General features: G+C 33.8%; 19 protein-coding genes. 5 read left to right on the forward strand and 14 right to left on the reverse strand.

What is annotated here, in order from left to right:
• Positions 1-564: 564 nt before the first annotated feature.
• The 14 genes from uraH to BMX64_RS06645 all read right to left on the reverse strand — a co-directional run bounded on the left by uraH (position 565) and on the right by BMX64_RS06645 (position 15,412).
• Entirely contained in the window at positions 565-972 is a 408-nt protein-coding gene (gene uraH, locus BMX64_RS06585) for a hydroxyisourate hydrolase (protein ID WP_091168786.1), read from the reverse strand.
• Positions 973-987: 15 nt separating this feature from the next.
• Positions 988-1,515 carry a GlcG/HbpS family heme-binding protein gene (locus BMX64_RS06590; protein ID WP_091168789.1) on the reverse strand — a complete coding sequence of 176 codons (528 nt, stop codon included), beginning with the start codon at positions 1,513-1,515 and terminating at the stop codon, positions 988-990.
• Positions 1,516-1,577: 62 nt separating this feature from the next.
• A complete protein-coding gene (locus BMX64_RS06595; RefSeq protein WP_091168793.1) occupies positions 1,578-2,147 on the reverse strand; it encodes a Crp/Fnr family transcriptional regulator in 570 nt (189 codons plus the stop codon).
• A gap of 180 nt (positions 2,148-2,327) precedes the next feature.
• Entirely contained in the window at positions 2,328-2,456 is a 129-nt protein-coding gene (locus tag BMX64_RS15820; RefSeq protein ID WP_262987361.1) for a DUF4113 domain-containing protein, read from the reverse strand.
• 21 nt (positions 2,457-2,477) lie between these two features.
• The gene (locus BMX64_RS15985; protein ID WP_396180370.1) at positions 2,478-2,789 is read right to left on the reverse strand and encodes a DDE-type integrase/transposase/recombinase; all 312 of its coding nucleotides are present in this window, start codon (positions 2,787-2,789) and stop codon (positions 2,478-2,480) included.
• 771 nt (positions 2,790-3,560) lie between these two features.
• Positions 3,561-4,199: a response regulator gene (locus tag BMX64_RS06605; protein WP_091168796.1), complete on the reverse strand. Its 639-nt coding sequence runs from the start codon at positions 4,197-4,199 to the stop codon at positions 3,561-3,563.
• 6 nt (positions 4,200-4,205) lie between these two features.
• Positions 4,206-4,940 (reverse strand): sensor histidine kinase, encoded by a 735-nt coding sequence (locus tag BMX64_RS06610; RefSeq protein WP_091168799.1) that lies wholly within the window; start codon positions 4,938-4,940, stop codon positions 4,206-4,208.
• 49 nt (positions 4,941-4,989) lie between these two features.
• Positions 4,990-7,743, reverse strand: a complete 2,754-nt coding sequence (locus BMX64_RS06615) for a PAS domain-containing hybrid sensor histidine kinase/response regulator (RefSeq protein WP_244273246.1) — start codon at positions 7,741-7,743, stop codon at positions 4,990-4,992.
• Between the two features lie 16 nt (positions 7,744-7,759).
• Positions 7,760-9,193 carry a hypothetical protein gene (locus BMX64_RS06620; protein ID WP_143056058.1) on the reverse strand — a complete coding sequence of 478 codons (1,434 nt, stop codon included), beginning with the start codon at positions 9,191-9,193 and terminating at the stop codon, positions 7,760-7,762.
• Positions 9,194-9,203: 10 nt separating this feature from the next.
• Positions 9,204-11,996: a hypothetical protein gene (locus BMX64_RS06625; protein WP_091168806.1), complete on the reverse strand. Its 2,793-nt coding sequence runs from the start codon at positions 11,994-11,996 to the stop codon at positions 9,204-9,206.
• 27 nt (positions 11,997-12,023) lie between these two features.
• Positions 12,024-12,830 carry a COG1470 family protein gene (locus tag BMX64_RS06630; protein ID WP_244273248.1) on the reverse strand — a complete coding sequence of 269 codons (807 nt, stop codon included), beginning with the start codon at positions 12,828-12,830 and terminating at the stop codon, positions 12,024-12,026.
• A gap of 78 nt (positions 12,831-12,908) precedes the next feature.
• A complete protein-coding gene (locus tag BMX64_RS06635) occupies positions 12,909-13,505 on the reverse strand; it encodes a peptidoglycan-binding protein LysM (protein ID WP_244273250.1) in 597 nt (198 codons plus the stop codon).
• Between the two features lie 612 nt (positions 13,506-14,117).
• On the reverse strand, positions 14,118-14,657 hold the full coding sequence (locus tag BMX64_RS06640; protein ID WP_091169068.1) for a peptidoglycan-binding protein LysM: 540 nt from the start codon (positions 14,655-14,657) through the stop codon (positions 14,118-14,120).
• A 215-nt stretch (positions 14,658-14,872) separates the two neighbouring features.
• Positions 14,873-15,412 carry a peptidoglycan-binding protein LysM gene (locus BMX64_RS06645; RefSeq protein WP_091169071.1) on the reverse strand — a complete coding sequence of 180 codons (540 nt, stop codon included), beginning with the start codon at positions 15,410-15,412 and terminating at the stop codon, positions 14,873-14,875.
• A 446-nt stretch (positions 15,413-15,858) separates the two neighbouring features.
• Between BMX64_RS06645 and BMX64_RS06650 the strand changes: the two genes are divergently transcribed.
• The 5 genes from BMX64_RS06650 to kdpB all read left to right on the forward strand — a co-directional run bounded on the left by BMX64_RS06650 (position 15,859) and on the right by kdpB (position 21,697).
• The gene (locus BMX64_RS06650) at positions 15,859-17,202 is read left to right on the forward strand and encodes a sigma-54-dependent transcriptional regulator (RefSeq protein WP_167543035.1); all 1,344 of its coding nucleotides are present in this window, start codon (positions 15,859-15,861) and stop codon (positions 17,200-17,202) included.
• Positions 17,203-17,448: 246 nt separating this feature from the next.
• Positions 17,449-17,730 (forward strand): DUF7674 family protein, encoded by a 282-nt coding sequence (locus tag BMX64_RS06655; protein WP_091168820.1) that lies wholly within the window; start codon positions 17,449-17,451, stop codon positions 17,728-17,730.
• Between the two features lie 106 nt (positions 17,731-17,836).
• Positions 17,837-17,914: a K(+)-transporting ATPase subunit F gene (gene kdpF / locus BMX64_RS06660; RefSeq protein WP_091169075.1), complete on the forward strand. Its 78-nt coding sequence runs from the start codon at positions 17,837-17,839 to the stop codon at positions 17,912-17,914.
• Positions 17,915-17,933: 19 nt separating this feature from the next.
• Entirely contained in the window at positions 17,934-19,655 is a 1,722-nt protein-coding gene (gene kdpA / locus BMX64_RS06665; protein ID WP_091168823.1) for a potassium-transporting ATPase subunit KdpA, read from the forward strand.
• Positions 19,656-19,663: 8 nt separating this feature from the next.
• Positions 19,664-21,697: a potassium-transporting ATPase subunit KdpB gene (kdpB, locus tag BMX64_RS06670; protein WP_091168825.1), complete on the forward strand. Its 2,034-nt coding sequence runs from the start codon at positions 19,664-19,666 to the stop codon at positions 21,695-21,697.
• Positions 21,698-21,728 lie beyond the last annotated feature (31 nt).

Consider the following 21,728-nt stretch of genomic DNA (forward strand, 5'->3'; position numbering starts at 1 on the left):
TTATTATAAATGATTCCCTTTGGTAGACGAAAATTAATAGCGTAAGCTATTGTAAAAAATAGGACTAATAATGCAATGGACTAACGCCAATAGAAGTTGTAAATGCTATCAGAATTATATTGATTGATGCATTAAGCACGTCAACTTATTCTTTGTTTCACGGAAGCTAAAAAAAAATAATCAAGAAAAAATTTCCGTATGTTGTTGTAAGGTTTGAGTCATTAGATATTCCACAAGCGAATTTTTTGAATTGAAAGAATCAAAAATAGGGAATGGATTATGATAGAAGTGAATATTATAATGACGGTTCAGCTAGGGATCAACAAAATTTCGAATTTTGGGGTAGCTGATAATAAAACTATCTCTCTTAACGGCTTGTGTCAAAGGTTTTTTTCTTAGGAAAAAATTCCCTGATTCTAAATATCGCCTCTTTTTGTGATTTTCTTCAATAATAACTTTCGCTGCTCCTTCGAAGACGAAAAATCTTAAGTAAGGTAGTGGGAGAGTCAAGCTCCGTTAGTTTTATAGCGGAGCCGCGCACTCGATTGCATGTCTTTTTGTATTTTAATTTCCTCTATAAGTTGAATATCCAAATGCAGAAAGTGTAATTGGAACGTGATAATGATTCTGGTCTTTAATTTGAAATACAACTTCTATAAAAGGGTAAAAACTCTCAATATTATCTTTTTTAAAATAATCACTTGTGAAATAAGTTAATTTATAAATACCTAAATTTGATTTATCTGAATTTAAAAAATCAGTTATTCTTCCGTTCAAATCAGTCTTTTTCTCATCTACAAATGTCCAGATTTTGGTTAGTTCATTATACCTTTCTAATTTAATAGATATACCAGTTGCTGGTGTACCTTTAGAAACGTCTAAAATATGACTTGAAAGTTGGAAATTGTTTTTTTGAGCGAACATAATAGTTGTCAATAGCCCTAAAATCAGTGTAAGGATTAATTTTTTCATTTTTTTTTATTTTAATTATTTTGTTGTAGTAATTCCAATTTCATTAAGTATTGCTGATTTAGCTATTAAATCATCGTTATCAGGACCGCCACCGCCAGCAACTCCAATGCTTCCAACCACGTTTCCTTTATACCAAATTGGTGAACCGCCACTTAAAAGTAGTAGTTCTGGTATTGTATTCAAATTTCTAGTGTCAGGATTTATTTCTGCATTTCGTAATAATTCAAGTGTTGGAGTTCTAGTTGATAATGCTGTATAAGCTTTTCGCCTGGCTGCTTCAGTGTTATGAATTCCAACACCATCTGCTCGAACTAGTAAAATGATATTTCCAGAAGCATCAAGAATTGCTATTGTTACTTTTTTACCTAGTGCAGTAGCTTTTTCAGTAGCTCGCTTAGTCAAAATATACGCAGCGTCTAATGTTAAATTATCAATAGTTTTGATGTAGCTATTTTTTTCAAGTAAGACTTCTTTTATCTCGGTGTTTTTTTGTGCATTACTTACTATAGGAATAAGAGTAAGAAATATAAATAAAATTTTCATTCGTTTTTTTTACAAAAATAATTTATTCATATTTCAAAAAAGTTGTTCTATGTCAACGTTTTTTATAATCTAGATTTTATTCTGCTCAAAGTTGAAGGCGATATACCCAAATAGGAGGCAACCATTTTATTGGAAACATTTAATAATAATTCTGGTTGGTGTTTAATAATCCATTTAACTTTTTCCGCAGCATCAAATCCTTGAAATCCGTAAATTCGTTTTTGTGCCATTATGAACCCATTCTCTAAAATTTCAGTATATATTTTTGCGAATTGCGGCACAGTTTTAACCAAATAATAAAAATCAGTTCTTGAAATATAAAGTAATTCTGATTTTTGAATTGTTTGCAGGTATTCTTCGGCAGGCTTTTGGTCAATAAAACTTGGTAAAGCGGTGGCGAAATTTTCTTTAAATGCAAAATATCTTGAATTTTCATTACCCTCTTTATCAGTTGTAAAAAGCCGAATACATCCCTTGTTTATAAAATAATAATTTTTACATATTTCGTCGCTGTTGAGAAGAATTTGGTTGCGTTTTGTATGTATAATTTTAAAGTATGAAATTATTTTTTTAAGTGTAAGATCATCGAGATCAGTTTTTCTTTTTAAAAATTTTTCAAGAATATCAAACATTTTCTTTATGATTTTTTTGAGTAAATAGCATACGATCTTGAATATAGGCGAAATAAAACAGAGTAAATTAACCGCCCCCTCTACCTTTATTGGAAGAGTAACGAAGTTTTCTTTTCTTAGATTCTCGACCTAAGATAAATTACTTTTAGTACACTTTTACAATTAAATCAAAATAATTTCCTAATTGTTTGTAGTAAAAGATGGGGATAGTTTTTCTTGTTTCATTTTCAATTGTCTGCCAAGTGATTGTGAAAAAAACTTAATTTTGTTGGTGCCGTAACTTTTATTCATTTTGTCAATCACAGTCATTAGTGGCTGGTAATTTGGATTTTACGTTTTGAATACGGATAATTGGGTTTCGTAATTTGGCGATAAGCCCATTACATTGTCCCAGCAGTTTCCATTTTCTGACATGCTTCTGGTAACTGAATTATGACTTCCTATTTCACGAACAAATTCAGCACAGGCGTATTGTATTCCGTGGTCAGAGTGGAAAACTCGGGGAGAATTTTTGGTGATTGGCCTGCTGGCAAGGGCCACCCTGAGGGTGCTGATATTGGTATTTCTTTCAGTAATCGTAGTGGACAGTGCCCAGGCGATTACCTTCCTGTCGAACAGGTCGATTACCGCTGTCAGGTACAGCTACCTCTTGGCCGTACTGATATATGTTATGTCGGATGACCAGACCTCATTTTCCCTGCTCAAGGTGAATGCCCTGTCAAGCCTGTTTTCTGGTACCGTATCTTTTCTTGCTTCGGTAATGTATGATTTTTATCTGTTGGATCAGGGCAAGATTGTTCAGTGCTCTTTTCGATGGCTTCCTGTCATTCTAATTTTAATTTCAGTTCTTGCTCACGCTAAGTACCTTCCACATGCTCTCGACGGGATAACAGTATTTGTGCTGTCTTATAAATTCAAATTTCACCTGCGCCACTGAAGAGGAAGCTGCCGGCGTTCTCCAATATCTCCCTTTCCAGCTTTACTTCTGAAAGTTCCTTTCTCAGCTTTTTTAGTACTAGGTGTTTATTGCATGTAGTGTGTTGCACTTTATTGACGAGCCTTCTATCGTCAACTTGTTTTTTTTTATCTCCTCATATTTTCCGCATTTCTAGCCAGTTACTGAGCAGCCCGTATCGAGTTTCAGTGTGCAGTACATAGTTATAAAGCCTTGAACTGGAATTCTAATGTATAAGATTGCTTTTTTTGCATTTTCCTGTTTTAAACTCCAAAGGTCTTCTCTTCTAGGTTCATTTTTAGGTATGAACTCTAGAGCTTCATAAGGATCAAAAAAAAGACAAACCTGAAAATTTCTGATTTGTCTTTTTTATTTACATATAACTGTATATATAACAGTTAATACTTCTTAAAAATTATGCTGATTACCGATTTAATATCAATTAGAAGCCAGAGGTTCTACTCTTTGTAAAGTCTTAGAATTTCTACAAGTTCTGGTATGGACTGTATATTTAATTTTTCGAACAATCTATTTTTGTATGTGCTAATTGTGGATGAATGCAGATTCAAAGTGTGAGAAAGCTCCTTGAGAGGAATACCTTCGACTAACTTATTTGCAATCTGTAATTCCCGGTTCGATAAAGAAGCTATAGGTGTAACTTGTGAAGTTCCTTTTAATGAATCTGAAATCATCGCATCTTTCACTTCTTCAGAGATAAATCTTCCAGAAGTAAGCATAGCATTCAAAGCCTGATCAATTTTAGCCATTGAAGATTCCTTAGTCAAATATCCATCAGCTCCTATCTTTAAATATCGTATTGCATAAATATGCTCGTCCTGTGAAGAGAAAACAAGAATTTTAATATCTGGTTGTTTTAGCTTTATGAAACTGACGGCTTCTTGAAAAGAACCGTTGGGCATATTAACATCTAAAATGACTAAATCATAAGGATCTTTTGAAACTGCGCTGTATAATGTTTTAAAATCATTTACTTCTTTTAAATGTGCTTGAGGTTTCAGTTGTTTGATCATCCGAATTAAGCTCATGCGCACAATTTCATGATCATCCGCAACTAAAATGCGATCACCATTTTGCATATTTTGTTATTTATAGATTTGGGGGAGGTAAATAGACACTGTTGTTCCTTGATCTTCAAAAGATTTGAGTTCTATATTACCGTGCAACAAAGATACAAAACTTTGCACAATCTTCAAACTTAACCCCACACCTATTTCGCCAGATGTCCCCTCATAGACTGAATTTTCGAAAGAGTAAATCGAACTTAGATTGTTTTCTTTGATTCCTATACCATAGTCAATAATCGATAGGATATAATTGGTACTGTTTTTTGAAATGCTAAATAGTATTTTACTCTCTTTATGCGAATATTTTATAGCATTATCTACTATTTTTGTTAGAATAAATAGTAATAAAATCCTATCCGTTATTAAAAAAAGATCAGGATCTCCACTAAATTCAAAGGATAAATCTTTATTTAGGAGTTTAATTTCATGTTCTTTTTTAATGTGCTCATATAAATCAAAACCATTTAAAACATCTTGTCTGGGACTAAAATCACCATACTGAGTTTTTAGCCATTCACCGGTCTCCTGAGCAGTACTGAAATTTTTTATAGCGTCTTTTTTAATTTGTGGTAACAACTTAAAAAAATCATCTTTATTAATCATGTTGTCCTCGTAAGCTTCAATTATCCATTTAATATTTCCAAATATTTGCTTAGTATCGTGAGAAATAAGAGACATCCAATTTGTTAAAAGATTATTTTCATTTTTAAGTCTTTGGTTTTCCAGCTGCAATGTTTCCAGTTTATCTTTCATCAGATGTTATTTTTGTACCTGTTTTTTGTTAATTTGTAAAAGTGGTGATCTAGTTTTTTTTCTCGTCACCAATCCATTTCTTAAGCATATTTGCCATAGTCAGTTTTAATAATGGTTTAGCCAGAAAATCATTCATACCTGCTTGCACACATTTTTCTTTCTCACCGGGTAAACTTCCTGCTGTTAATGCAATGATGGGAATCTCAATATCTCTTTCTAAACTTCTGATTATTTTTGTTGCCTCAATTCCATTTAATTCGGGCATTCTAATATCCATAAAAATAAGATTGGGTTTTTCTCTTTTATATTGTTCTATGGCCTCATTTCCATTTGAAGCTTCAATGATGTGAGAGTTTGGAATGATCTCATTGAGATAGCTTTTTGTCAAAAACATATTAATAGGATTATCTTCTGCGACTAATATTTTTATGCTATAATTGATATCTTCTGAATAGATTTTTGCTATGTCAATCTTCTCAGGCTGAGTTTTTATGTCATTTTTAAGTTTAGATAAGATCTTGTACATCGAATTCATTCGGATTGGTTTAACTAACCTATTATCTACTTCGAGTTCTACGCACGCTTTTTGTAAGGTTTCATCATCAGAAGAGCTATACAATACAATAAATGGAGCTTTTTTATTCAAATCTTTAATTTTTCTGATCGTTTCAATACCATCCATTACTGGCATGTGATAATCCATAATAATAACATCAAATTTATTGTGTTCTATTATGGTAAGTAAAGCTTTTAAGCCACTATCAACTTCAGTAACTGCTATACCTTTAATTTCTAACATTCTTCTAAGAATCATTCTGTTATTATCATTATCATCAACAATTAGAACACTTTTAATACCTTCAAGTGCCATATCAGATTCTTCCGTTTCGGTATCAAAATCATTGTCAAAAAAGAAGTGACTTCCTTTGCCTTGTTCACTTTCCAGTTGCAAAGCGCTATTAGACAATGCTAATAATTTATTAGAAATTGTTAATCCTAAACCAGTACCACCAAATCTTTTGGTAATACTAGCATCCTCTTGACAAAACTCGTTAAAAATTTCTTGTTGTTTGTCTTTATGGATTCCTATTCCTGTATCACGAACTCCGAAACGTAATCGCATTTTATTACCCCCGTAATCTTTTAGAACTTTTATATAAACTTTTATTTCCCCTTTTTCAGTGAATTTAAGAGCGTTACTTAGCAAATTGACGAAGATTTGTTTGAGACGCATACCATCACCCCAAATGTATCGTGGTGCATTTTGATCAATATCAATTAACATTTCAAGCCCTTTCTTGTTCACACTATAGGAGACAATATTAAACGCTTCTGATATAACTTCTTCAACATCAATCTTGTCAATATCTAATTTTACTTGATTTTTCTCCATTTTTGAAAAATCTAAAATGTCATTAATGATGCTGTAGAGTGAGATCCCCGATTGATTTATAATTTTTAAGTATTGTTTTTGGGTTTCGTCTAAGTTGGTTGCTAACGTAAGTTCTGTAAATCCGATGATTCCGTTGAGGGGTGTGCGAATTTCGTGACTCATGTTAGCAACAAATTCGGATTTAGCTAGATATGCTTCTTCCGCAACTTCCTTTGCTTTTTTTAGTTCATCAACCATTTGTTTTCGTTCTGTAATATCGATTACATTAGAAAAAATTTGTTTATTACCATCCTGATCTTCATCCAACGAACACATAAAATACCATGTCAATTGACTGCCATCTTTTTTAATGATTTCCATCTCGCCATTAGCAAAACCTTGCTTTTTTATTTCTTTTAAAAACAATGCGATTCTGTTGTGTCTTTGTGGTTCTATAATATCAAAAATGGATGAGTTTCTCATTTCTTCTTTAGAAAATCCGGAAGCAATTAATCCCGCCTTATTTACGTCAATAAAATTTCCTTCTAAGTCAAAAACACTGAGAATACCACTTACATTTTCAAATACCTTTCTGAATTTTAATTCGCTTTGAATGAGTTGTTTTTCTTTTTCGACATACTCAGTGACATCCCGTCCAATTGTGTATATTTGATTAGAGTCAAGATCCGGCGAACTTGTCCATTCGATCGATTTTATAGTATTTAATTTAGTAATGTACCTGTTGGTGAAATTACGAATACTTTCGCCCTTGATAAGCGCGTTTAGAGCATTTACCGTTTTCTGCCGGTCATCTGGATGAACAAAATCAATGAAATTAGACTGAGTAAATTCCTTGTCTGTCCATCCTAGTGTTTTTTCAAACGCTGGATTGATTTTTATAAATTTTCCATCAATAGAAAATATGCCGATCAAATCATCCGAAAACTCAAAGAGGTGATCCTGATTGGCTAAGCGTTGTTCTTTTTCTTTTATTTTCACCCAGCGATTCAACTGCTCGATCGCTTTTTTAAGATAAATAGTGTGCTCAGCGGAAAGCACTCGTTCTTTTGTGTCAAAAATATTTAAACTTCCTATAATAATATTATTCGAGTCAGTAATAGGAAACGACGCACTAAATTTTATGTCTAAATGGTTTGCCTCATGAGTAGTAAGCATTTGATTTTGGTCGTCTGCAAATAAATGAACTTTTTCTCGCAAAGGCCATGTTTTCTGTAACGTATGGTCATTACTTGCTATAAGATATGCCTTGTCTTCATTAAATAGAGTGACGGTGCATAGTGCAATATCTGTTATGGTAACGATTGAACAAATCAAAAAATCAAAAGCTTCTCCATATCGATTTTGAAACACTTGCAATTTATGCATTGTATTTTTCATATTTATGTTATCGGAATTTTGTGTTTTTTTCATGATGTAAAAGTATTGATTACAGGGCAGTAAAACTATAAACCACATTTATACTGTACGTTTTCTTTTCTTTTGGTATTAAGGATTGTGCTGCATTTGGTGAAATAGTATAATTTATATTTAAATTTTTGTCTATTGCCGGAGCACCGTTACTCATTAATTTTTGTGAATTAGTAGACAGCGTTACCTTTTGGGAATTCCCCTCGATACCAATTTCAAGTATGGATGCGTTTATATTTGATTGAATGCCGTTGGAATTAAAGTAGTTCGAATTTGATTTTACGTATAGTTCATAGTTTTCATTGTTAGATACTCGTAATTGATTCGGAATGCTCTTACTTTGTCCCTCATTGTAGTGCTGCATAGTATTGAAGTTAAAATTAACTTCGTTATTGCCGCCAGGAATAGTGATTTCAGATAATATAGGAACTACTATAGTTACATCTATTTCTTGATCCGAATCTTTAGAGCCGTTGGTGCTTCTTGCTTCTAAATCAACTTGGAAAGTATAAGTGCCTGCCTCAAAAAAGTAATTTTTAAAATCTTCACTCGTAATTGACAGTTGTAGGTTTAAATTACTCCTGTTGCCAGGCTCCACTGTAAATTCTCCAGCTGTGGAATGATTTTTCCAATTTTTTTCTAATGGTAAGGTATTTAGTTTAGAATTGGTGCTGCCGAGTTTCACCACTGAAACATTAATTTTTCTATCCTTGCCATTTAAGGATTTAAATAGAACCTCTTTTTTATCGCTTTTTGCAAATAAATTAAAAGGCAGCGTATGACCAACCTCCATTGGATCCAAATTTATTTGTAATGATGAACCACTAGAACGGAATTGATTTAAAGAGTTTACTATTACATATTTTGTATTGGAACTTGTAAGCCATCTGATATCTTCTGGGACAGAAATAAGCACATTAAAATTTTCTGGAGTGAAGCCTGAAAAAAACCAGCTAGGACCATAATCTTGCGTGACCTGTAATTTATAGGTTCCTGCATAGAATGCATTCGCTTGAATCTGACTGGACGGTATGCGAAAACTAAAGTCTACGTTTCCTGCATTGTAATATGAGAAAAAATAAGGTCTGTACCAAACTTGGTTCGAGGAAGTAAACCATTGATAACCAGGCAGGATATCGTAATTACTAAATATAGGTATTTTTCCTCCAATACTAGCTAATTGCCATTGTAAAACCGAGGTAGGTAAAAAGACTGAATTCAAACTAGTATGCGAAAAAAAATTACCAGAGTTAGATCTGATACTGGGATCTCTATCGGAAAATCGCCACGAAGTATTACGCTGTGTATTCATAACATTTTGGACAGTTGCAAACTCAGATCTATTAAAAATAAAAGATGTTGGAAGGTTGATGTACACCTCTTGGGCATAGGTAGGATTTGCATTTTTAAGTAGAAAGAGTAGTGCTAAAAGAAACTTACAAAATATTTTCATACTATTTTATTTAAAATTTTTTGACTTTAATCTGCCTATCTTTCTTCATATATTTAAAAAGTAAGGTTTCAGAATAATCCGCGTTGTCAAGTTGTATAATTTGTGACGATTTAACATATTCGTACGTGTTGTTTTCGATGAAAATACGGTAGGTTCCATTTTTTAGAAAAAACTCAAATTCATTATTTTGATCCACAGCAGTATAGGCTTTCTGGCCCTGCTCGTCTTCAGCATAAACAACGATTCCTCTAACATCGGATTCCAAATCGTCATACGTTTGTTTCACCTCTGCAAGTTTGCCTTTTACTTTATTGTTTTTCCCTAATCCTATCTTTAAGTTCATACTTTTACTAACCAAAATAGCAGGATCTTGCATTAAACGAACGCCTATACTTTCGTTAACTCTCAATTTGTAACTTCCATTTGGAACATTTTTAAAACTTACTTTACCATTTTTATCGGTTTTAGCAATGTAAGTATCTAATTTGACAATTTCGTTAGCCATTAAAGATTCGCCTTTATCTAAAATACCATTTAAGTTTTTATCTTGAAAAAATTGTAAATTAACTGTGTGATAAGCTCCAGAATCTCCATTGGAAAAGTATTTTTTAATTCCAATTTTAAATTGATAATTCTCTCCTTTAAAACTATTTGCTATTAAGGACTCATAATTAGAATAGTTAGCGTAGGCCATACCAGCCCAACTTTGTGCAATTCTATATTCTAAATTGGCATTAACGTTTTGATTTATATTGTTGTAAAGCTCGGAATAATTTACTCCGGCAGATAAATAGCCTGTTATTTTGTTTTGCAGTGCCTTAAAATTATATGAAGAATACACATTGTAATTAATGAAGTTTTTAGTTGTCTCAGAAAAATAATTCAAATCATAAATTGTATTCGGATTGTACTGAGCGGTTCCATTCATAGAAAAGTTTTTGAAACTGTAGCTTAACATGGTTTTAAAACTTGAAAATCGATACATTTTTTTTGAAGACTCAGAATAAGAATACTCTCCAGTCAGGTTTATTTTATGTGATTTAAAAGAAGTACCCATATCGGCACGAAAACGGTAGGAAAGTAAACCCTCATTCATATAATTATTAATGTTTTTTTGCTTTTCTACTTGTGGAGAAAAAGTGAAATTCCAATTTTTTTTCGAAATTTGAATTCCGGATTTCAGAGCGTGTGTACTGTAAAAACTATAAGAATTAACAAAACCTTGTCCAGTATAATCCGGAACAAACTGATTGTACAGGTATTCTGGTTTTGATTGGGAATTTTGATATTGTAAAAACAAACGCTGACTATCTGTTAAGCGATAGCCAATATTTTGGTATAAATTAAAAGAGCCTCTATTCATTCCAACATAATTACTAGAAGCAAAATTGTTAAGTGAATTTAAATCCCAATGCTTGTTTCTATAATCATAATTAATACTGGACATAAATCCATCTTGTTTGGTATTATTAACTGAGCTTTCTTCATGGCTCGCGCCAGCTTCTACTCGAAAACTATGATTTTTAGCGACTTGAAAAGCAGAACTAAAATGGGTTATGTGAGAATCTATAGATAATCGAGGATCATGATCAAAAAGATAAGATACTTTCCCGTTGAACGCCTTAAATTCTCCAAAACTATATTTTGTTGCAATGGTTTTTGAACTTTGTAATTCAGTTGTATAATTACTATAAATATTGTAATTTTTATCAATGGCCAGGGCTTCAATATTTCTATTAGAACCTAAGTTTCCCACAACTTTTGCCCCTCGTCCAAAAACAGAATAATCATAATCATTTCCATAAATATTTCCTAATCTTAAAGATGAACCTTTGCGTTCTAAATCAAGATAGGTGCTATAGACACTGAAAGTATTGTCATTATTATAATAATCAATCGCAGTATTAAAAGTACTACGAATTTCATTACCTAGTTTTAATTCTGAATTAGCCTTGAATTGCGTATAATCAAATCCATTGCTTAATTGGTTATAAGTCATTTCCATATAGTTTTTGTCGGTGGCAATGCTTGAATTGCGCATAACCTGAGTGCTATTGGATAATACCATCACCTTTACATTATTCACATTCACTATTTTGTTATTTTTTAAGTCTATAGCTTTAACTTGAATGTTGTAATTAGGAAAATACATGTTTTGCTGACGCATAGAAAGTTTTAGTTCGATCAATTGTTTTTCTTTACCTTCTAGATTTACGAGGACTTGCCTGGGCATTACCTTCAACCCTGCAAAATCGGACTCAAACTGCAATTGCATTGAACGGCTTCCATATCCTGTATTTTCTACAAACAGAGAAATACTAGACTCGGCAAGTAAAGGATCAATAAAATTTTCGTTGGCAATAGGATATACAACTACATCTTCGTCCTCATTTCTTTGTCTATAAAAAGCAGCTTTTTCAGTTGTTTGTTTACCGCCTTCTAAAGCAGACACTAATTCGAAAATGATCGCATCAGATTTCAATTTCAGAAACGCTGTACTTGCAATAAATTTAACAAAAACTTTTTCTTGACCACCAGGAACAATATCCGATGGCATTTTAGGCAAAAGTAGTATTCCAGGGTAATTTTCGCTTGCTATCAAACTTTTAATAGTCAATTTACGATCTGTTGGGTTTTTTATAATTAGAAAGTTATTAAATGTTTTGCCTTGTGTAACCTGAATTGTATCGGTTTCAAAGTAAAATTCGATATCCTCAACAGTAGTTTGACCATATGTATTTGAAACAAATAGGAACAGAATAAAAAATAGAAGGGTAGTTTTTGTAAGAACAAAAAAGTGCATATACTGTAAGATTTTCAACTAAAAAATTTAAAACTCAAAATCTTTTTCACCTACTCGCAAATCATTAGATCCCGCCATTTTGACAATGACAACACCTGAATATTTACCTTTTAAGTGTTCTGGTAATCTATGAGTGATGGTTTGGTGTGTCCCCGGCATCATCGATATGTTTATTGGCATTAATTTAATTTCTTCACCAGAAATCGTATTTGTCAACTCCAATTCTACTGAAGCGTCGTTGACAACAGTACCATCATTAAAAAGACGAATGGCTACCGCTTGAGAATTGTCGGCTTGTTTGGGCAATGTTTCAATACTTATAATATCCAGACTTATCGTTTTACTCTCGGGAGGTGTGTAATAAACATGCAGTCCAAATTCAAATAAAGCTATAATTCCAATTCCTTTATCTAACTTTAATTCATCTTTTTGCTTTCCAATTTGTGTGAAAAACAACATTGAATTTGAAATTTCTACAGTGGACGCATCTGCAGGAATCCTCATGGTTACCAAAACTTCTTGTGTTGATTTAGCCGGTAAATTAATATTAGTTTCTAAAGTTGAAATCCAAGCTGAACTAGATTGTTTCAAAATCCCTGGTTCAAAATATACTTTCGTGCCATCTTCTTCGCGTTTCCAATCCTTAAGGTTAATATTAAATATGTAATCATTCTCAGAGCCGTTATGCATTACTACATTTTGACTTACAACTTCACCAGGTTTTCCTGTAAAGAATAAGCGTGTTGGAGACATTGATACCCCTTGTGCAAATCCAAATGGTGTAAATAGCTGTAAAAATATAAATGTTAAGGCAAAATTTAAGTACTTGTACATTTGTACGTTGGGGTTTAAATTGTTATGTTGCAAGATTAATTAAGTAGGTAATTGAATGTACTTTTTTGTAAAAATAAATTATAATGCACTGGCGGTATAAGTCACAGTTTGAGTATAAGTTCCTGAAGGTTTTCCTAAGATATCATTCGAAGATGATTTTGATTGTGGAATTATATAATCCAAATCCAACTGTAATTTACTGCCTAAAGCAGCACCACCTACTAGTACTTGATCTTTTGTAGATAGCACGACAGGAGCCGATCTGCCTGCTAATGTAGACGATTGATTTCTTTGTATAGTGATGACATTAATTGGAATTAAGTTGCTGCCATTTATAAAATATTCTCCATTAGCCTTTACTTTAACATCAAAAGCTTTACTAAAAGTAACAACAAGACTTTTTGGAATAGTTGTGGTCTTTTGAGAATTATAATCTTCCACCGTTTCATATCTAAAATCAACAGTTCCTCCATTGGCAGCACTTTCGGTATCTATTGATAAAACATCCATAAGATTTATATTTACGGAGGTTGATGCTTCTTGGGCCTGAGCAAAAGTAGCAGCTAAAAATAGTGTGATAATTAATAAAATTCTTGTTCCGATAGTTTTTAACGCTATCGTTACAGATAAACTTTTTTGGAAGTTTGTTAGTTGGACAATCAAATCGTTTTTCATAATTGTCGTGGCGTTTTGGGTGATTCTACAAATTGAAACTGTGTTTACTTTGATACCGGAGTAATGTAAAGTGAATTGATTACTAAAATATGCATAATTTAATTAATCTCCTAATTCACAGTGTGATAATTTAGAAAATAATAAGTAATCTACCTTAAATACAATCTAAATAGCTGTTGCAGTACAAGTTGCGTTCTACGCGTAAGTTCCTACAGGTTTATCAAGAAGTACAGTTGCTATTTTTTGAGCAGAAATTGAATAACTGACACTTAAAATCTATTGATATATACACAGCCACTGCAAAGTCAATCGAAATGACGTCATCTAGAACTAGTATTCGCCGTTTTGTTATGTTTGCTCTTATATACTCTTAGTTCCTAAAATGAACGTTGCCTAATTTATTGCAACGATTATGAATTGTTTATTCATGGTAATGTAAATTTGTTTGCTCTTTTAATCACTACAAATGTAAATACGTTTTAAAAGTAATTATGTAGTATTATATAGAACGGATTCTAGTTTAACCCCCACAGTTATCATATAAAAGAAAAAGCTTTCAACACAATGTATCGTGTTGAAAGCTTTTGTGAAAATTTATGTTTTGCTTACAGATTATATTGCCGTTGCGGTATAGGTTACTTTTTGAGTATAGGTTCCAGGCTCTTTTCCTAAAAGCACCGTAGATGCTTTATCAGCAGAAATAGAGTAATCAATACTTAAAGACTTTTTAGCTCCTAAAGTCGCGTTAGAAACTAATTCTTGATCAGTTGCAGATAAAGCGATAGTTTTAAAAGTTCCAACCATTGTTCCTCCGGCAGGTACTGCTTTTACTTGTAATACGTCTACTGGAATAACATTGGAACCATTCATGAAGTTTGCGCCTTCAGCTTTTACCTTAACATTAAAATTGTTAGATGAAGATACAATTAAACTATTGGCTACCGTTACATTTTGAGGGGAATTATAATCCGTTGAAGTTGCGTAATTGAAACCTACAATTCCGTTCGTAGCAACACTCCCTGCATCGATTGAAATAATGTCGGATAATATAATGTTTACTGTTGTAGATGCAGTAGTTTGAGCTTGAATGGTGTTAGTTCCTAATACGAATGCTGCAAGAGCTAATGTTGCGATAACGATTTGTTTTTTCATGATAGTATAGATTTGGGTTTTTTTATCTTGTTTTTTGTTCCTTTTGAACACTGCAAATGTATGTTGACTCTGAAGTTTCTTTTGTAGTAGTTATTGGAAGTGCCTGTAGTTTTATCACTACAGCGCTTTTTTATTCAATGTTAGAAAACATAAAAAAGCCTCAACACAATGTATCGTGTTGAGGCTTTTGTGAAAATTTATGTTTTGATTGTAGATTATATTGCCGTTGCGGTATATATTACTTTTTGAGTATAAGTTCCAGGCTCTTTTCCTAAAAGCACCGTAGATGCTTTATCAGCAGAAATAGAGTAGTCAATGCTTAAAGACTTTTTAGCACCTAAAGTTGCGTTAGAAACTAATTCTTGATCAGTTGCAGATAAAGCGATAGTTTTAAAAGTTCCAACCATTGTTCCTCCAGCAGCTACTGCTTTTACTTGTAATACGTCTACTGGAATAACATTTGAACCATTCATGAAGTTTGCGCCTTCAGCTTTTACCTTAACATTAAAATTGTTAGATGAAGTTACAATTAAACTATTGGCTACCGTTACATTTTGAGGGGAATTATAATCCGTTGAAGTAGCGTAATTGAAACCTACAATTCCGTTTGTAGCAACACTTCCTGCATCGATTGAAATAACGTCGGATAATTTAATGTTTACTGTTGTAGATGTAGTAGCTTGAGCTTGAATAGTAGTAGTTCCTAATACGAATGCTGCAAGAGCTAATGTTGCGATAACGATTTGTTTTTTCATGATAGTATAGATTTGGGTTTTTTTATCTTGTTTTTTGTTCCTTTTGAACACTGCAAATGTATGTTGACTCTGTAGTTTCTTTTGTAGTAGTTATTGGAAGTGCTTGTAGTTTTATCACTACACAGCTTTTTCAGCCATTGCTAGAAATCAGAAAAAAGCCTCAGCACAATGTATCGTGTTGAGGCTTTTAAGAGTTTGATGTACTAACGTCATTATAGGATAAAGTTATAAAAAAGCAATGGATTTAATTTATTGGAGGAGAATAGAAAGCACTTATTGCTATTTTAATAGCAAATGAATTTAAATTGCACTAACATGATTCACAAGGAACTCAAAAACTCCTAAAGAATTTAAGGAGTTTTTTTATACATTAATATTTATCTCGGAAATAAGTACTTTGAACTAAGTAAAAATGTATTTTTGTATTATAAAATTTCATTTCTACCATTTTGAAAAACATCCTTATCATCGACGACGAAGAAAAACTTCGCGGACTGCTCGCTAGAATTATAAAATCAGAAGGATATGAAGTTTTTGAAGCATCGGATTTAAAATCGGGTTTCAAAAAAATGGAAATCAAGGATATTGATGTAGTTCTTTGTGACGTCAAACTTCCAGATGGCAACGGCGTTGATTTTGTACAAAAAATTAAACTGGTATTTCCTTTAACAGAAGTCATTTTGTTAACCGCTTATGGCAAAATTTCCGATGGTGTTCAAGCCATGAAAAACGGGGCTTTTGATTATATCGTGAAAGGTGATGATAATGATAAAATCATTCCGCTGTTATACAAAGCATTGGAAAAAGTGCAGTTGCAAAAGAAAGTCAAACAACTCGAAAAAAGAATCTCTGATAAATATTCCTTCGATGGTATTATCGGTAAGTCAAAGGGATTGGAACAGGTAATTGATTTGGCTAAAAGAGTATCCAAAACAGATTCCACCGTACTTTTAATGGGTGAAACCGGAACAGGAAAGGAAGTTTTTGCGCAAGCCATTCATGAAAATAGCAATCGGGTAGGGAAGTCCTTTGTAGCATTGAATTGTAGCACTTTTAGTAAGGAAATCCTCGAAAGTGAATTATTCGGACACAAGCAAGGGGCTTTTACCGGTGCTTTAAAAGATAAAAAAGGATTTATTGAAGAAGCTAATGGCGGAACCTTATTTTTGGATGAAATCGGTGAAATGCCAATAGAATTACAGGCCAAATTATTAAGGGTTTTGGAAACCAGCGAGTATATTCAGATTGGTGATACTACCCCAAGAAAGTCCAATTTCAGACTGATTGCCGCAACCAATCGCGATTTAAAAACCGAAAGCGAAGAACACCGTTTTCGTTTGGATCTATATTTCAGGTTGAATATTTTTGAAATTAAAATTCCACCCTTAAGAGAAAGGATAAAAGATATTGCGCCATTGGCTCATAGTTTTGCAGCTCAATTTTCAGTTAAAACGAACAAGCAATCCTTATCTGTTGATCCAGAATTTCTTCATAAATTAGAAACGTATCATTGGCCGGGAAATGTCCGGGAACTTAAAAATGTGATTGAACGTTCCGTTATTTTGGTTAATGGGGAACTTTTAACACAAGAGTTGCTACCTTACGAAATACAACACCAAACCGACAAAGTCAATAAAATAGTATCCGCTTTTTCCATGGGAAGTGTCGAGAAATTACATATTCAAAAAGTATTGAATTATACCAAAGGCAACAAAGCCGAAACAGCGCGCCTACTTGAAATAGGTATTGCAACACTTTATCGGAAATTAGATGAATACAACATTCATTAAAATCATATTATTTTGAGAAAAGCCTATCATTTTGATAGGCTTTTTTTATGGCTTTTTTTTACAGATAAATCACAAAGTTTTAATTGACAAGCCTTTGATGGTCATGAAGACTTTTTGGAATGTATTTTGGCATAAGCGATGAAGAACATAAAAAAACATTCTTATGAAATCGCCATGATTCAAATTAGAAATAAAACCGAAGAATGGCGATACCATATTCCTAAAAAAAACAAATATTAAATACATATGAAAAATCAAGTTACTACAATTTACAAACAAGCAGAACGCTTTGCTGAAATCACCAAGACTGCAATTATTACGGGAAATATTTCCAGAGCAAAAAAATGCTTGGCACTTGCTGAACAATTATTGATAACGGGAAGCAACGAAACAAAAATTGCTATTTCGAATGTTTATCTTTTTTCAGTTTCCTCTTTTATGGAATTACGTCACTGTAACATTTCCAATCTGTTTCCAAAATCGTTGAAGGCAGAATACATTAAGCAAATTAATGCAAGCGGAGTTTAACCCTAATTTTTAATCCATGATAGTAACTATTCTTTTAATCGCACTAGCCGTTTTGTTATTTGCGATTTGTTTTAAAGCAGTCGAATTTTTTGAAAAAATCTAAACCATGACAGTACTATTTATTATTGCACTTGCCGTTTTTGGCTATTTGATTTATGTATTAATCAAGCCCGAAAAATTTTAACTCAATAAACTAATTTTTTATGAACACAGAATTATTTGGTGTCATCAGTATTTTTATCCTCTCTATACTTTTAGCTATTCCTTTAGGAAGGTATATTGCTAAAGTTTTTATGGGAGATCAAACATTACTTGACCCGATTTTCAATCCAATTGAAAAATTTATTTTCAAAATAAGTGGTATAAACGCCACCGAAGAAATGAACTGGAAACAACACTTAAAAGCACTTTTGAGTGTGAATATGGTTTGGTTTTTCCTTTGTTTTTTCATTTTATTATTCCAAGGATCTTTATTTTTAAATCCTGATAATAACCCCAATATGTCTCCGGATTTAGCTTTCAATACGGCTATTTCATTTGTGGTGAATTGCAATTTGCAGCATTACTCCGGTGAAACAGGTCTTTCCTATCTATCGCAAATGGTTTTAATGTTCCTGCAATTTGTTTCTGCAGGTGTCGGGATGGCAGCCGCAGCAGTGGTTTTTACTGCAATGAAAGAAAGAACTACTGATAAATTGGGCAACTTCTATAATTATTTTATCAAAAGCTGTACCCGTATTTTACTGCCTCTTTCTGCAATTGTAGCCATCGCTTTGTTATTTAGCGGAACACCAATGACTTTTGAAGGAAAAGACAGCATCACCACTTTACAGGGTGACAGTGTTGCAGTTTCCCGCGGTCCTGCCGCAGCATTTATCGGTATTAAACATATCGGAACCAATGGCGGAGGATTTTTTGGAGCCAATTCGACCCATCCATTAGAAAACCCAACTTATTTTACCAATGCGGTTGAACTATGGGCGCAATTAATCATTCCGTTTGCAATGATTTTTGCTTTGGGTTTTTACCTCAAAAAAAGAAAGTTGTCCTATGTCGTTTTTGGAGTTATGACTATTGGTTTTTTACTTTTAGTGACTCCCACAGTTGTCAGTGAACTCAACGGAAACCCTGCGATCGAAAAAATGGGAATTACACAAGCAACTGGAGCGATGGAAGGTAAGGAAGTTCGCTTCGGTCCTGCTATTTCCGGATTTTGGAGTATTGCTACCACGGTAATTTCCACGGGTTCGGTCAATAGTATGCATGATAGTGCGATGCCGGTTTCTGGTTCCATGCAATTGCTGGCTATGATGGTCAACGCCTTTTATGGTGGTTGCGGAGTAGGATTTTTGAACTTCTATATTTTCATCATTCTAGCCGTCTTTATTTCGGGTTTAATGGTGGGGCGAACACCTGAATTTTTAGGGAAGAAAATAGAAGCTAGAGAAGTCAAAATAGCTGCTTTCATTGCTATTCTTCATCCTTTATTGATCTTGTCAGGCACCGCATTGGCTTCTTATTTTGCAGCAAATGATACTGCAATGGGATATTGGTTTAGCGGTAATGCTTCAGGTTGGCTGAACAATCCTGGTCACCACGGATTTTCAGAAATGTTATACGAATATACCTCAAGCGCTGCAAACAACGGTTCTGGATTTGAAGGTTTAGGTGACAATAATCCTTTTTGGAATATTACCACAGGAATCGTGTTGTTATTGAGTCGTTTCCTTCCTATCATTGGGCCTTTGGCTATCGCAGGATTATTAGCCAATAAAAAATACATTCCTGAAAGTGCGGGTACTTTAAAAACAGATACAACCATTTTTGGAGTTATGGTTTTTGCCGTAATTGCCATTATTGCCGCCTTGTCTTTCTTCCCGGCATTAGCACTTGGACCTTTAGCGGAGTACTTTACATTAAAATAATAATAAAAATGAATAACAATAAATCCAATTCATTATTCGAAAGTAAGCAAGTCAAAGACGCTTTAGTGCAGTCTTTTGTGAAGCTTAATCCGAAAATAATGTTCAAGAATCCGGTAATGTTTACCGTTGAAATCGGAACTGCTATTATGCTTGCGGTGTGTATCGCCATTTTATTTGGAGCACAAGACCAAGGCAGTTTTACTTATAATTTCATAGTATTTTTAATTTTGTTAGCAACGCTTTTGTTTGCGAATTTTGCCGAGGCTATTGCCGAAGCCAGAGGAAAAGCACAAGCGGACAGTTTAAGGAAAACACGTGAAGAAACTCCGGCTAGACAGGTTTTAGCTAATGGTGAAATCAAAAATATCAGTTCTTCTGAATTGAAGAAAGGTGATGTTTTCATCTGTGAAGCAGGGGATTTAATTGCCACTGATGGTGAAATCATCGAAGGATTGGCGACTATAGATGAAAGTGCGATTACCGGTGAGAGTGCTCCTGTTATTCGGGAATCTGGAGGTGATAAATCATCGGTAACTGGAGGAACAAAAGTATTATCAGACAAAATCAAAGTGATTGTGACTAATGAACCAGGAGAAAGTTTTCTGGATAAAATGATTGCTTTGGTAGAAGGAGCAAGCCGCCAAAAAACGCCTAATGAAATTGCCTTAACTATTTTGTTGGCAGCGTTTACTTTAATCTTCGTGATTGTTTGTGTGACCTTGAAACCTTTTGCCGATTATGCGAATGCTCCGATAACCATTGCTGCCTTCATCTCTCTTTTTGTTTGTTTGATTCCAACGACAATTGGTGGTTTGTTATCAGCCATTGGAATTGCTGGAATGGATAGGGCTTTGCGAGCTAACGTTATTACCAAATCAGGAAAAGCGGTCGAAACTGCCGGAGATATTGATGTATTGCTTTTGGACAAAACAGGAACAATCACGATTGGAAACAGAAAAGCAACCAATTTTTATCCAGCAAAAGGAATCTCGCAAGACGATTTTATCAAGTCAGCAGTTTTAAGTTCACTTGCCGATGACACGCCCGAAGGCAAAAGTATTGTGGAGCTGGCAGGAATTGGAGTAGCGAACAAATTATCTATTGAAGGAGCCACTTTAATCAAGTTTACTGCCGAAACGAGGACCAGCGGTGTTGTTTTGAAAGACGGAACAGATATTAGAAAAGGTGCTCAGGATGCAGCAAAAAATATTGCACTGCAAGCGGGAACAATTTTCCCGGAGGATATTGCACAAGCAGTGATTGATATCTCATCAAAAGGTGGAACGCCATTGGTGGTCGTTAAAAATGGCCAGGTTCAAGGTGTTATTGAATTGCAGGACATTATCAAAACGGGAATGAAAGAACGTTTTGACCGTTTGAGAAAAATGGGAGTAAAAACGGTGATGGTAACCGGAGATAATCCGTTGACAGCCAAATTTATTGCTGAAGCGGCTGGTGTAGATGATTTTATTGCCGAAGCCAAACCGGAAGATAAAATGAATTACATCAAAAATGAACAAGAACAAGGCAAGCTAGTAGCGATGATGGGTGACGGAACTAATGATGCACCCGCTTTGGCACAAGCCAATGTTGGTGTGGCCATGAACAGCGGAACACAAGCGGCTAAAGAAGCCGGAAACATGGTCGATCTTGACAATGATCCCACCAAGTTAATTGAAATCATAGAAATAGGGAAACAATTATTGATGACCAGAGGAACGCTCACCACGTTCTCAATTGCGAATGATGTGGCCAAATATTTTGCGATTGTTCCTGCGCTTTTCATTACGGCAATTCCTGCTCTTGAAGGTTTGAACATTATGCGATTGCACAGTCCGGAGAGTGCCATTTTATCAGCTGTGATTTTCAATGCGATTATCATTCCGATATTGATTCCGCTTGCGCTAAAAGGAGTTGATTATAAACCAATCGGTGCCAGTGCCATTTTGAAAAGAAACCTATTGATTTATGGTTTAGGAGGATTGATTGTTCCATTTATCGGTATTAAATTAATCGATTTGTTTGTAGCATTATTCATGTAAAATAATACCTAAACCGCTTTTAAAATGGGTT

This window comes from Flavobacterium sinopsychrotolerans, from assembly GCF_900110375.1.
Lineage (GTDB): Bacteria > Bacteroidota > Bacteroidia > Flavobacteriales > Flavobacteriaceae > Flavobacterium > Flavobacterium sinopsychrotolerans.

Excerpts from the sequence above, each read along its gene's own strand:
- uraH (WP_091168786.1), bottom strand. The coding sequence starts at position 972 with ATGAAAAAATTAATCCTTACACTGATTTTAGGGCTATTGACAACTATT.
- BMX64_RS06590 (WP_091168789.1), bottom strand. The coding sequence starts at position 1,515 with ATGAAAATTTTATTTATATTTCTTACTCTTATTCCTATAGTAAGTAAT.
- BMX64_RS06595 (WP_091168793.1), bottom strand. The coding sequence starts at position 2,147 with ATGTTTGATATTCTTGAAAAATTTTTAAAAAGAAAAACTGATCTCGAT.
- BMX64_RS15820 (WP_262987361.1), bottom strand. The coding sequence starts at position 2,456 with ATGACTGTGATTGACAAAATGAATAAAAGTTACGGCACCAACAAAATT.
- BMX64_RS06605 (WP_091168796.1), bottom strand. The coding sequence starts at position 4,199 with ATGCAAAATGGTGATCGCATTTTAGTTGCGGATGATCATGAAATTGTG.
- BMX64_RS06610 (WP_091168799.1), bottom strand. The coding sequence starts at position 4,940 with ATGAAAGATAAACTGGAAACATTGCAGCTGGAAAACCAAAGACTTAAA.
- BMX64_RS06615 (WP_244273246.1), bottom strand. The coding sequence starts at position 7,743 with ATGAAAAAAACACAAAATTCCGATAACATAAATATGAAAAATACAATG.
- BMX64_RS06620 (WP_143056058.1), bottom strand. The coding sequence starts at position 9,193 with ATGAAAATATTTTGTAAGTTTCTTTTAGCACTACTCTTTCTACTTAAA.
- BMX64_RS06625 (WP_091168806.1), bottom strand. The coding sequence starts at position 11,996 with ATGCACTTTTTTGTTCTTACAAAAACTACCCTTCTATTTTTTATTCTG.
- BMX64_RS06630 (WP_244273248.1), bottom strand. The coding sequence starts at position 12,830 with ATGTACAAGTACTTAAATTTTGCCTTAACATTTATATTTTTACAGCTA.
- BMX64_RS06635 (WP_244273250.1), bottom strand. The coding sequence starts at position 13,505 with ATGAAAAACGATTTGATTGTCCAACTAACAAACTTCCAAAAAAGTTTA.
- BMX64_RS06640 (WP_091169068.1), bottom strand. The coding sequence starts at position 14,657 with ATGAAAAAACAAATCGTTATCGCAACATTAGCTCTTGCAGCATTCGTA.
- BMX64_RS06645 (WP_091169071.1), bottom strand. The coding sequence starts at position 15,412 with ATGAAAAAACAAATCGTTATCGCAACATTAGCTCTTGCAGCATTCGTA.
- BMX64_RS06655 (WP_091168820.1), top strand. The coding sequence starts at position 17,449 with ATGAAAAATCAAGTTACTACAATTTACAAACAAGCAGAACGCTTTGCT.
- kdpF (WP_091169075.1), top strand. The coding sequence starts at position 17,837 with ATGACAGTACTATTTATTATTGCACTTGCCGTTTTTGGCTATTTGATT.
- kdpA (WP_091168823.1), top strand. The coding sequence starts at position 17,934 with ATGAACACAGAATTATTTGGTGTCATCAGTATTTTTATCCTCTCTATA.
- kdpB (WP_091168825.1), top strand. The coding sequence starts at position 19,664 with ATGAATAACAATAAATCCAATTCATTATTCGAAAGTAAGCAAGTCAAA.